Annotated in this window: 10 protein-coding genes and 1 pseudogene; 9 read left to right on the top strand and 2 right to left on the bottom strand. The window is 33.2% G+C overall.

The genetic code is table 11. The annotated features are described in order from the left end of the window. Nucleotides 1–8: 8 nt before the first annotated feature. The 9 genes and pseudogenes from trbC (at nt 9) to DK405_RS02595 (ending at nt 11340) form a co-directional block, all read left to right on the top strand. A complete protein-coding gene (gene trbC, locus DK405_RS02630; RefSeq protein ID WP_064612696.1) occupies nt 9–392 on the top strand; it encodes a type-F conjugative transfer system pilin assembly protein TrbC in 384 nt (127 codons plus the stop codon). Beyond that, nucleotides 389–2083, top strand: coding sequence for a conjugal transfer protein TraN (gene traN, locus DK405_RS02625; RefSeq protein WP_109510546.1), 1695 nt, complete (start codon nt 389–391; stop codon nt 2081–2083). The genes trbC and traN overlap by 4 nt, the downstream gene beginning before the upstream one ends. A gap of 159 nt (nt 2084–2242) precedes the next feature. Then, nucleotides 2243–3571: an ankyrin repeat domain-containing protein gene (locus tag DK405_RS02620; protein WP_064612719.1), complete on the top strand. Its 1329-nt coding sequence runs from the start codon at nt 2243–2245 to the stop codon at nt 3569–3571. 202 nt (nt 3572–3773) lie between these two features. Continuing rightward, nucleotides 3774–4474 (top strand): annotated as a pseudogene (locus DK405_RS02615) (conjugal transfer protein TraF). Further along, on the top strand, nt 4471–5364 hold the full coding sequence (locus DK405_RS02610) for a conjugal transfer protein TraH (RefSeq protein WP_331828115.1): 894 nt from the start codon (nt 4471–4473) through the stop codon (nt 5362–5364). The pseudogene DK405_RS02615 and the gene DK405_RS02610 overlap by 4 nt, the downstream one beginning before the upstream one ends. After that, the gene (locus DK405_RS15340; RefSeq protein ID WP_331828114.1) at nt 5318–5773 is read left to right on the top strand and encodes a conjugal transfer protein TraH; all 456 of its coding nucleotides are present in this window, start codon (nt 5318–5320) and stop codon (nt 5771–5773) included. Before DK405_RS02610 ends, DK405_RS15340 begins: the two co-directional genes overlap by 47 nt. Further along, nucleotides 5773–8412: a conjugal transfer protein TraG N-terminal domain-containing protein gene (locus DK405_RS02605; RefSeq protein WP_109510577.1), complete on the top strand. Its 2640-nt coding sequence runs from the start codon at nt 5773–5775 to the stop codon at nt 8410–8412. The genes DK405_RS15340 and DK405_RS02605 overlap by 1 nt, the downstream gene beginning before the upstream one ends. Before the next feature lie 22 nt (nt 8413–8434). Then, nucleotides 8435–9580, top strand: coding sequence for a tetratricopeptide repeat protein (locus tag DK405_RS02600; RefSeq protein ID WP_064612987.1), 1146 nt, complete (start codon nt 8435–8437; stop codon nt 9578–9580). 5 nt (nt 9581–9585) lie between these two features. After that, nucleotides 9586–11340 (top strand): type IV secretion system DNA-binding domain-containing protein, encoded by a 1755-nt coding sequence (locus DK405_RS02595; protein ID WP_064612989.1) that lies wholly within the window; start codon nt 9586–9588, stop codon nt 11338–11340. A gap of 9 nt (nt 11341–11349) precedes the next feature. Here the strand turns inward: DK405_RS02595 and DK405_RS02590 are convergent, their stop codons facing one another. After that, a complete protein-coding gene (locus tag DK405_RS02590; RefSeq protein ID WP_064612991.1) occupies nt 11350–12465 on the bottom strand; it encodes an Rpn family recombination-promoting nuclease/putative transposase in 1116 nt (371 codons plus the stop codon). A gap of 51 nt (nt 12466–12516) precedes the next feature. Further along, on the bottom strand, nt 12517–13068 hold the full coding sequence (locus DK405_RS15665; RefSeq protein ID WP_064612769.1) for a hypothetical protein: 552 nt from the start codon (nt 13066–13068) through the stop codon (nt 12517–12519). Between the last annotated feature and the right edge of the window lie 4 nt (nt 13069–13072).

Genomic DNA, 13072 nt, shown 5'->3' with positions numbered 1-13072 from the left:
AGAGGAATATGGTTATACGAGTAATGATGTTGATGGTTTTATTATTTGTTAATAATGCTAATGCTTTTTTTTTGGACAAGCAAAAAACTTTTATTTTTGTCTCATTTTCAATGAGTGATGAGGCTTTAAAAAGCTATTTTGCTGAGTCTCAAAAGGTCGGAGCTCAATTAGTTATGCGTGGGTTAATTAATAACTCATTTACACAAACAAAGAATAAAACTATGGAGCTTGATATTAGCTTCGATATAGATCCTAGCTTGTTTGAGAAATATAAGGTTGATGTTGTACCAGTGATAGTAATAGATGATGAAAAAAGAGGATTAACCAAGAAATTAACTGGCCATATTCCTTTAGCAACAGCATTAGAAATTATGAATGAGAATACTCCATGAAGCAACTTATAGTACTAGTTTTGATAATATTGAACATCAATTGTTGTTTAGCTTCAATGCAAAGCAGTTATAATGAAGCTAGCAACTATAATGTAAATCTTGGAAATTCTTCAAATACACAAGAATTATTTCATCAAGGTAGTAATGTTAATTATCCTAATAATGATGAGGATTTAACCTACCATGGCCGTAATCAGCTTGGTACAGAAAGTGGAGCAATGTTATTTCAAGCTGAAAACAGTAAAAACAATGCCTTAACTCAACATAATATCAACGATCAAAATTATATGATAGCTAATTCAATGAGAATTGAATCTGATCCTTTAAGTGCCCTTGATAGCAGTAATTTCGTAACTCAGACAAGTACAACTAATACTGAAATCATTCAAAGTTGTACTGAAGGCAGTAAGTTCAATATTGAACTTATTCGAGAATTAAACGTTGAGTGCAAATTAGAGAATGTATGGCTTCCATGGCAAAGCCGGCAAATGGAATTTGCAACAGAAGAAATAAAGGAGAATCATAGTAATTGGCTTAATAGTCGTAGCGATGTCTATGATGATGAATTAGATGCGCAAATATACTGCCTAGCAGATGATCCCGAAGCAATTGTAAAACAAATGAAATGGGCTATTGCTAATAGGCTTGGTGCATCTATACACAATATTGGTAGAAATTTTTTATTAGAAGTAAATGAAAAAATATGTATACTTCACTATGACTACAGAGATAAGACTCAAGAACTAAGGGAAGTAGCAGAATATTGGAAAGTTTTAAACCCTGAACTTGAGCAATTAACAGAAAGTAACGAATGCTATGAGGTCAATAGAATCAACTATGATGGTGGTGATAGAGTATTTTTTGACAAGTTTAAAGTCAATCGTCCATATTGGAAACAAAAGATTGTTTTTTCTTGTACTAGCGATCCAAAAGATGGTTGCAAACACCTTAAAATTCAAAATTGCGAATTAAAAAACAGCACTTGCCAAAAATCAGTAGCAAATATTTGTTTACTATGGCAGCACGATTACAGCTGTTCAACTGAGAAGCAAACAATGCTACACTCATCATTGCGTAATAACTCAATCTTTTGTTTAGGAGGCAATTGCAATACTCCAACTATTATACCAAACAGGGATATAGCTAAAGTAGCTCATCTAGCTATGCTAAATCAGATGAGCAAAGACATTAAAACAAATCCCGTTTCTGTATTTTCAGGTAAACATCGCAAATGCAAAAAAGATGTATTTAGTTTTTTGAATTGCTGCTCTTCAATGACTGGCTGGGGGCGTGATATAGGCTTATCGCAATGCAAATCTAAGGAACAAGAATTAGCTCTATATAGAAAAAAAGGTTACTGCTACTATATTGGAACATACTGTTCTTCAAGAATTCCGATATTAGGTATTTGCTTAGCTAGAAAGTCTACTTATTGCTGCTTTCAGTCGAAACTTGCTAGAATTTTTCAGGAAGAAGCAAGAAAACAGCTAAAAATAGACTTTGGAACACCTGAATGTCCAAAGTGTAGAGGCCTTACTGTTAAGGAATTACAAAAAGTTGATTTCACTAAAATCAATATGGATGAACTATTTGGTGATATACTCACTAAGGCTCAAAACAGCATGAACAAAGACATTATTGCAGGAATCAAAGATAAAGTTCATCGTATACAACAAATACAACATTATTGAGGTACTTATTGAACTTGCAGAGTAGTAGATACAATAATTACTAATTGTATTAGTAATTATTGTATTGTATATTACTTTATATTAATTTTTTTTTAATGTATAATAATAAAATACATGAAATGTGTATGATTATTGTATATTAAATATGGTGAAAAACTAATGAATAATAATGATTTATTGCTTGAATTCCGTTATGCCTCCGCAGTGGGTAATGTAGAAAGGGTAAAGCAGATTCTAGCACAATATAATGCTGGTGACATTATCAATGCATTATATGGTATTGGGTTTGATTTACATGAGGCTATTAGAAATGATGATATAAATCTAGTGAGGCTTATGTTAGATAGTGGAGCTGATCCAAATGAGCAAACTGTTTATGGTGCCACCCCTTTACATATTGCTATCTGGTATAACCGTGTAGATATGATATATCTTTTATTGGATAAAAATGCTAATATTAATGCACAAAATAGGGATGGTAGGACTCCTCTACATGTCGCTGCTTGCCATGGTATGAATGATAATGATAATGATATAATAATGCAGATTCTGCCTAATAGTGTAGCTAATATTAATTTACAAGATGATTATGGTAAAACTCTTTTACACTATGCTGCTCGAAGTGGCAGCAAAGATCTAGTAGAGTTTTTGTGTAATAGGAATGCTAATATTCATATAAAAGATAAGAGCGGGAAATTTCCAATACATTTAGCTGCTGGAAATGGCTTCAAAGATGTAGTACAGTTTTTGTTAGATTTAGATATATATACATATCCTAATATGATAAATTCACAAGATAATGATGGTCAAACTCTTTTACATTTAATTGCTAAGTATAGCTTTGAAAAATTTCCTACTAATCTTCTTAGTACTGTTCTTTCTTACGAGCGTGATTTAGATGATTATGACAAGCGATTTATAGATACAGCAGATATGCTGTTGAATAGAGGAGTAGATACAAACATACAAAATAATGATGGTCAAACTGCTTTACATTTGGCTATTTTATATCATCCTAAAGATTTACATGTAAGATATGAAGAATACCTAAGAAAGAATAGTAATGTAGCTATTTCATATCGCTCAACAGAGTTAATAAAGAGTTTGTCAAGTAATAATGTTAATTTTAATTTGAAAAATAAAGACGGTTATACAGTTTTAGATTTAGCTTTAGCTATTGAACATGATCAGCATAAAATCGCAGAGCACTTGCAAGAGAAAAGGCTATTATGGAGGGAAGGGCAAATAAAGGTCGCAAATAACTCGCTGGTAATAATAGCGGAAAATAAGGAGCAGATATTAAAATTAAAACCCGATTCAGCAAAAACCGATGCTGATAAATTTTTGGAAAAGTGGCGTGAGTTACCTATCAACATAACTGAGCAGATATTAGACACATTGGATGATGATGATTTTGGAGCATTTCAACAGCTTAACGAAGAACGTAAAGTACCGTTGGGAGAGGACAGTATTCATGAAATGATTTAAGATTTGACGACATCTATTTTTAGTTGCTTTGTTTTGATTTGTTATGTTCTTAGATTTGTAGTAACTAGTATTATCACAAATAAGATAATAACTATAGTTGAAGCATTTCAGCAATCTTTGATTGTGTCATGCTTCTCTTCTTTGAGTAAACTTCATTTTAGATAGATATAAAAATAATGCAATAATGAATCCATTAGCAATAATGCTAATTATGGGGCTACTTAATTACTTATCGATAGAATTAGCTACTGCTAACTCTTTGCCAACAGGGTTTTTATGGTACAATGATAAACATGGTCATGAGCTTGATGACTCTACTTCTAAATTGATGCGGAGAGCTCATGACCATAGAATCGAGGAATTAAAGGAGCAATTTAATCGAGCTCAGCGTATAGCGCTTGATAATCCAACGCTCGAAAATGTAATTACAGCCCAAAGATTGCAGAAGCAAATCATGGAGAAGGCGCATAAGTTTGCTACTATGTGGCAATTAGCTACTCTACTTGATTATCAACTGATTAATGCTCATGAGCCATCTAATAGCTTACATAGAAAGCTATATCAAGAAAAATCAGAGCAGAAAAACGACTTAAAACTCAAAAACATTGCTAAAAACTGGGGCTTGATTCTGCAAGTTAAAGAAGATTGCTTGCTCTGTAAGGCCTTTATGCCTCTATTGTTCAGGGCTTTGCTAATAAATATGCATTTCAGTTGCTAGCTGTCAGTAAGAATAATGAGTTGCTAAATAAACTAAACCCTAAGCATATTGTACCTGTGTTATATCTAGTAGCTAGCGATGGTAAAAAAATATATTCAGTAGCTAGAAGCATAATCTCTGAGAATAAAATTATCGACAATATTCTAGCAATAGATAGATATTATCATAAATTGGAGACTAGATGAGCATCAGAATTAGAGTTTATGTTATTGCAGCATTATTTTCGCTACAAGCTCCAGTGTCACTGGCTTGGAATATCGAAAACGTATTTCAAGGAATGAGTGTTAATGTTACTAGATCTGGATCATATCAAGATCAAGCGGCTGGATATTATGCAGCTGGCGGATTATCTGCCAGAACAAGCCAAACATCATTTCAGCCATTTGCTATAACTCCACCATCTTTAAACATGAGCTGTAGCGGTATTGACGCCTATCTTGGTAGCTTCTCTGTTATTTCTGGAGAAGAATTAGTTCAACTAATGAAAAACATTGGTTCTCAAGCTAAAGTTTATGCATTTTCATTAGGATTAAAAACATTTGCTCCACAGATCGAAAATGCTCTTAAGGACTTGCGTAATCTAGCAATGGAGATGAATCAATTTGCCAAAGGAGATTGTGAATTAACAAAAGCATTATTTGCTACAGCTTTACCAAAGAACTGGGCTATGAGAGAAGCTGTTTGCCGTGATATACAGTCACAAAGCGGGTTTGATTATTTTGCCGCTGGTAAAAAATGTCGTAATTATTTAGATCAAAAACAAGCTCTACGACAAGCACAAAACAAGGATTCAGAGTTAATGCTTGATGATTATAACATCTTCACTAAAGCAGCAGCAAAGGTTGGAATACCATCAAATATGCATGATTCAATCATGTCTATGACTGGCACTATCGTGGTTACAAACAATAATGTACACTTTTATGACTCATTAGCTCAGGATGAAAAAAGTTGGATTAGTCATTTAAAAGGCGGAGAATCAGCCTCGATTTACAGTTGTGATAATGTCAGTTGCTTGCATTCAACGCTTGCGACGAAATATCACAATATCACCAGAGCAGTCTTATGCAGGTAAAGCTAAACAACAATTTACTAATCTAAAAAATAAGTTTGATCATAATACTGAATTTAGTAACCATGAAATAGCCTTTTTATCTTCGATTGGAGATATATTTCCGATTTATGATTATATCATATTAGAATATATTTCTGGAGTCACAATTTTAGATAGCTCATCAGAATTAATAGCTAGCTATACATTAGTTCAGCATTTGAAGGAAGTAATCACCGAAATACGTAGAGCCGTTACTTCACTAGGTGCTAAGCAAGTTTCGAATGAACATTTAGAAAGATATTTGAAGGAATTGAATCGGGTACAACTTTTTGCAAATGAGAAATGGACTAGCCTACAAACAGATGCAAGTCGAATAGATAAAAGGGCTAGATTAATAGAGCAGCATTTAATAGCGAAGGAGAAAAGTTAATGGATTACGTAATATACACATTTGGTGGTGGAGATCTGTTATGGCATGTGTTTAACGGCATAGGCAGAGTCTTTGCTTCAAATAGCGAATACTTCACTCCAGTAGGCCACTTAGCCTTGACTATTGGCGGCATATGGGCTGCTACTAGGGCTATTTTTAGAGGAAATATCGGCATCTTTGCTATGGAGTGGTTCTTTCCATCGATATTTATTTTTACGCTGTTATTTGCCCCCAAAGCTACTGTTTGGCTCAAGGATGAGGTATCAATGAGTGCACCAGTAAAAGTTGATAATATTCCGATAGGTATTGCAATGTTTGCTTCTCTTTCATCGCAAACGAGTTACTTTGTGTCCAAAATGTTGGAAAATCATCTTTTACCGGCTTATGAAGGACTATCAAGCAGAAAAACTGGTATTATGTTTGGAGCTAAGGCTGTAGCTAAGATTCGAGATGTGCAAATACATGATCCAGTAACTTTAACTAATACTAAGGAATTTCTTAGACAATGCTTTATGAAGCCTTACATCATAGGTAATATTCTAGGCAAAAAAGCAGCTGCTCAACAAACTAATGACATTATAGGATTTATCGAGCAGAATATACCTAATAATTTCGGTATTTATTATCGTGAGCCTAGTAATTTAGGTATTAGTTTCAAGACATGCAGACAAGCTACTCCATTGATTAAAGCAGCAATTCATAAAGAATTAAATGAAGGGCTTCTAACAAAGTTCGCAGCAGCGATTGGAGTTCAATCTGATCAGTCAAGCATGTTAAGTCAAAGACTAAAAGTCATGACTGGCGACACACTAAAATATTTACAGAGAGAGCAACAAGACATTCATGAATGGATGAAGCAAGCTATGCTACTTAATGCTAATCGTGAGTCATATGATGACTGGCGTGAGAAGTTTTCATTATCACGAATTTATCCTAATCTGGTGAGTATGCATGCAATCAGAGGGCTCTTTCAACAATCATTTTCGTATCTAGTCGCTGGGGAAATGGCTGCTCACATGATGCCTATTTTACAATCTGTTTTTTTTGCATTAGTAGTTTCAATGATCTTTATTGTATTTCCAATGGGCTTACTGCCTGGTGGTTACAACATACTCAAAACATGGATTCTATTAATAATATGGGTCAGCAGCTGGCCAGTATTTTTTACAATAATCCATTGTCTAGGAATGATCAGCTTATCCAGTAAATCTGGAGCTTTCGGTAGTGATTATGGTCTGAATATGCTATCGCAAGGAAGCTTTGCAGAGATGATTTTATATAGCTATGCGACGTTTCAAATGCTTGCATCATCAATACCAATGCTTTCTTGGTCAGTGATAAAAGCTTGCGCTCATGCTACAGCTAACTTAGCCAGCCAATTCTCTCCTATACAAGTTGCTAGCAGCTTAGGAAGTAATATAGTCGACAATAACTTGAGTATGGATAATTACAGCATAGGCAATAGAACTATTTCTCAACAAAACCTAGCTCCTTTATTACATATGGCTGATAATATTATCGATTATGGTAGCTACAAAATCATTACTGGAAATAATGGCGAGCAATTTGTAATTCAAACTGTACATTCATTGGAAACAAACTTCCGCTCTTCTGCACTGCTACAAACTGGATATCAAAACCAGTTTGTGAGTTCTCAGAGCAGGCTTAATTCACTGACACAAAAAGAGGCCAATCTTATTTCAACAGGAAACTCCATGGCCATGGAAATAGCTGAAAAGTTAACTCATGATGAAGCTCTGTATATAGGTCTAACTGAGAGCGAATACCAAGCTCTGCAAAAGGTAAGTTCCGATAGTGAGTCTTTCAGTCAGCATACAGGTAGTAGCCACAGTAAAAGTAGTGGTACTAGTACTAGTGCTGGAGGTGGGGTGTGGGGAGTTAATAGTAGAGTTTTAGGAGGAAATGCTGACGAAGAAACCCAAGGAAAATCAGCAAATCAACAACAATCACATAGTGAAGCATTATCAAAAATTCAAAGCGCAGTTCAAGAAGGAAAATTTAGTAGTACAAATAGTGAGGTGAAGTCATTAAGTGAAAATCTTAGTGCTAACCTTTCTGAGCAACAATCTGTTGGGCAAGAAATAGCTAAAACTAAACAAGAAATGGAGCAACTGACTCATAGTATGAACTATGTATTCCAAAACTCTGCCACTATTGATCGTAACATTAATGAACTTGTATTAAATGAAATTATTGCTCAAAATCCTGAAATAAGAAGCAAGGAGCAAGCAGCTAGATGGATAATAAACCACTCGGCTAAAGCAGAAAAAATTGCTTTTGAGGTTGCTAAAATCAACAATGAAGTACCTAAAAATTTGAATGATCATATTAATGATGGTAACTTTTCGACTAAAAAAGATCTACAATCAGATTTTTATAAAAATGTTGAGCAATTAGAAGCTATCTATGATAAAAGCAATCAAATGCATTCTCAAAATATAGAACAAGCTTTTGTTGATAACGAAAAAATAGAGAATCTTAATCAAATTTCTGATAGTATTAAGGATAAGACTCAAAAAATACAGAAAAAGTTTTCAGATACTACTGATTCAACAATTTTAAGGGCTGGTAAACAAGCTCTGGAAAATTTTGGAATAACTAATAAAGATAAAAGTTAAAAGTTAAAGATATGTTGGATTTATGAAAAATATATATAAATTAGCTATAACAATAATTTTACCGCTAATGCTTTTAAATACAGCTATTGCGGCAGAAGAAAACAAGCTAATTCCACAAAATAGCAGTAACGATGAAAATGTTTTCGCTAAAGAATATTTTAATATTGGAAGCTCTTTTCTGAAATTAAAAAAATATCATGAAGCAATAGAAAATTTTAATATAGCTATTAAGTACGATCCAAGTTATGCGACAGCATATAATAGTAAAGGAATAGCTTTAGCTGATCTTGGAAAGGCACTAGAAGCTGTAGAAAATTATGATTTAGCTATTAAGCACAAACCTCATTTTGCAGAAGCATATAATAATAAAGCTGTATCTTATAGAAAATTAGGAAAAAACGAAGAAGCTATAACACTTTGTAATCTTGCTATAAAATATAAGCCTAACTATGTAACTGCCTATAATAATAAAGGAGCTTCTTTGAACAACTTAGGACAGTATGAAGAAGCAATGAAAAATTTTGATATTGCTATTAGGTATAACTCTAGTTATCCAGAAGCTTATTATAACAAAGGCACAGTATTAATGAATTTAGGACAATTTCAAGAGGCTATTAAAAACTATGATATAGCTATTAGATACAGACCAAATTATTCAGAAGCATATCATAATAAAGGTTTAACTTTAGCAATTTTGGGACAATTTCAGAATGCAATAGAACATTTTGATTTAGCTATTAAATACGATCCTAATGATTTAAAAGCTTATAATAATAAAGGATATGTATTAAATCTATTAAAGAGACATGCAGAAGCAATGGAAAGTTGTAACCTAGCTATTAAAATTGATCCAAATTGTGCAGATTCATATTATATCAAAGGAATGGTTTTTGAGAAATTAGGCAAACATCAAGAAGCAATTAAAAATTATGATATAGCAATTAAATATGATCCTAATTTTGCTAAAAATTATCTTGAAAAAGGAATTTCATTAGTAAACTTAGGGCAGTACTCAAGCGCTAAAGAGAATTTTTTATTAGCTATTAAATATAATCCTAATATCATTGCAGAACATGAAACAATGTTAAAAAGGTTAACAGAATTGAAGAATTTTACTGGAGTAAAAGAGTATGAGCAAAAACTACAGATATTGAAAAAATACTCTTGAGATAGATGAATTTTCAGAATCAAGGAAATTTCACCAGGGGCTCGCAGTTATTTGCCCATAAGTTAAGAATGTTTGGGCAAGGTAGTACCAACGTTTTTATGATTGGGCTAGGATTATCGATATTCTGGATTATATGTCGATTATATCAAAAAGTTTTTCTGAGCAGCTTGTATTATTTTGCAATTGAAAGATATGTGCAGCTTAAGCTAGCAATTGGTGAGCATTTTTATGATATCGATCAAATAGGCATTAAGTTTTATAGTTTAAGGTTTAAAAAATGGATGCACCTCAATGCTCAAGACTTTTTGCATGAGTTTTATACAGGCAAACATGGATTTAAAATACAGCAATTATGGGAATTCTTAATCAATTCAGCATTGTTAGAAGGATTAATTGTTTTTACTATTGGTGTGATAATCTCAATTGTTTTCTTTACAGCTCAAGGTAAAAAAACGATTATTAAGGCCAAAATTAGAGGTGCTGATTTTGTAGGATACAAATGCTTAGCCAAAATGCTAAAAAGAGCTAAAAAGGCCTCTAAAATCCGTTTTGGAGGCTTACCATTAGTAAAGAATAGTGAAAGATTACACATTCTGATTACTGGAACAACAGGTACCGGTAAAACTAATATGCTTAACGAACTGCTACCACAAATTCGATTACATAAGGATCGAGCAATAATTGTAGACACAACTGGAACTTTTATTGATAGATTTTTTGATCCTAAATGTGATAAGCTGCTTAATCCTTTGGAAAAAAATAGTGAGCAATGGTTGCCTTGGAATGATTGTTTTGAAGCAGCTGATTTTCATGATATAGCTAGTAGTTTTAGTAATTATACTCCTAAACTTGATGACTTTTTTGCTAAAAATGCTGAATTAGTCTTGTCTGAAGCATTGAAGCTATATAAGGATGATAAAGATATCATAAAACTAATTCATACAATCATTTACTCTGATAATAGACAATTTGCAAAAGCTTTTAAAAACACTGCTGTATCAGGTATTATAAGCGAAAGCGCACTTGAAACTTCTGCAGGAATTCAGTCTACGCTTGGAAAGAATATTACTTCGCTACAATATTTAAAGCCTGGAGGTAGTTTTAGCATAAAAGAATGGTTTAGTAATTCAAATGAAACTGGCTGGCTATTTATCACAGCTAACCCAAATCAAAGAGCTGCTTTATGCCCACTTATTTCAGCTTGGATAAGCATAGCTATCAAGGCTTTGATGTGTAGAAATCCTAATCATGATAACAAAAACATGTGGTTTATACTTGATGAACTTCCAGCTCTACAAAAAGTTTCGTCTTTACCAGTTGCTTTGGCTGAAAGTAGAAAGTATGGAGGCTGCTTTGTTGCTGGATTGCAGAACATTCATCAATTAGAAGCAATATATGGGGCTGCTGAATGTGATTCTATGCTGGATTTGTTTAATAGTAAATTTATTTTTCGAGTTAGCGATCAGGTTACAGCCTATAAATCAGCATTAACACTAGGTGAGCAAGAGATAATTGAAACTCAAGAGAACTTGTCATATGGATCAAATACTATGCGAGATGGGGTAAATATGAATAATGTTGAGCGTAAAAAGATTTTAGTTATGCCATCTGAAATTATGAACCTACCAGACCTTACATGTTATGTAAAGCTTGCCGGTAACTTTCCTATCACAAAACTAACTATGCAGCTACAAAACTTAAATACAGCTTTTGTTTGGGGATATAAATTGCTCAAAAAACTTAAGTTAGTAGAGTATTAATTCGAAAAATTAATACTCTATGTTATTTTTTAAATTAATCACTTCTTCTTTTGACAATCCGGTATTTTCAGAAATAAATTCAACTGAAAAGCCAGCTTTTAATAAGTTCCTTGCAAGCCCTTGCGTGGCTTCAGCTCTGCCTTCAGCTCTGCCTTCAGCTCTGCCTTCAGCTCTGCCTTCAGCTCTGCCTTTAGTCTCACCAATCTCTATACCTTCAGCTCTGCCTTTAGCTATGCCTTTAGTTTCACCAATCTCTATACCTTCAGCTCTGCCTTTAGCTATGCCTTTAGTTTCACCAATCTCTATACCTTCAGCTCTGCCTTTAGCTATGCCTTTAGTTTCACCAATCTCTATACCTTCATCAATATATTTTGCAGCAATAGTTCTCATAATATTACTTTTTTCTTCTTCAGATAAATACTTAGCCAGAACCTGCTCTAATTCTGGTTGCTGACTCTCTAGTAATTTAGTATCAGTATACCATAAAAATGATCTTAGGTAAACATAACCTTTTTCTTTATCAAGTATTAAAACATGTTTGAACTTTATTAGAAACTCTTCCCAAAGCTTTAACATATCTCGTTGATGAATGTGCTTTAGCATATATTCGAGCATTCCGATATGCTTTTTCCTAACAATTTCATCATTCGACATACTTTGCAAATCGACTAATTGATAGTCAGAAGTCATTAATTGCTTAGCTATTATTGAATCGGTAAATAAATCCCACAAATTCCTAGGTGCGTTGTAGACTTCTTTGCCGTTGTAGATCACTAAATTATACACTAATGGTAATTTAGTTTTTTCTTTCTTATGCCTTTCGCACAATAACAATGTGTATCTCCATAACCGCAGAGCTGTCCAATAATCGACGGTTGATTGAGCTTCAATTAATATATAAATAAAAGCATTGCCATGTTTTTTGGTTGCAACTTTATAGACGATATCACTGTATTTTTTCTTTAACGATTCTTCTATATAACTCTCTTGCTCTACTTTTATTTGTGATAAATCTATTAAACTCTTGAAATCGCTTGGTAAATAATACTCTAGAAATTCTTGTGCAGCAACTGGATCGCTCATGATTGTCTTTGCCAATGAATCATGCTTTAATTGTTTTGTCATATTTTTTCACTCTATAGTTTTTTAAATAAAAAATGCTGTGTCATACTCTGCCTAGTGTTTCGGACATAATCCTGGTTGTATATTAGTTTGTATTGATTCAATTTTTTCATTAAGTTTTCTTATTTCAGGGCTGATAATATTTCTAACAGCATATAATCCTTGAGTTTTTAATACATTATTGAAGTCATTTTTGACTGTACAGACTACTGCTTCCTTATCCTCCAGAACTTTTTCAGCTTTTTCAGTATTTACGTCATTTTTAACTGCTAGAATGATCTTTTCTTTTGGGCCAGGATTATAGTTTTGCAAATTTTCGGCTTCAATTGCACATAAGATTTTTCCTTCGACTCCAGCTTGCCTAATGGTTAACGCTGTTTCAATATCCTTTGTAATGATTGTTACAGGTGAGTATTTTGAATTCTGTTGAGCAATTTCAGCAAATGACCCACTAATTGTACCAACAGATTTTTCAGCTACATCAGCTTTATTACATGTTTTTGAATTCAGAGCTAATATCTTAGCTCCAGTAATTTCATCTTTGTCATTTTTAACAAAAATAGTGAGTGCAGGCCAGGATTTTTGAGTCTCTTCATCAAAAACCATATTT

It is taken from the genome of Orientia tsutsugamushi (assembly GCF_900327275.1).
GTDB lineage: Bacteria > Pseudomonadota > Alphaproteobacteria > Rickettsiales > Rickettsiaceae > Orientia > Orientia tsutsugamushi.
This window is presented reverse-complemented; position numbering and strand designations above follow the sequence as displayed.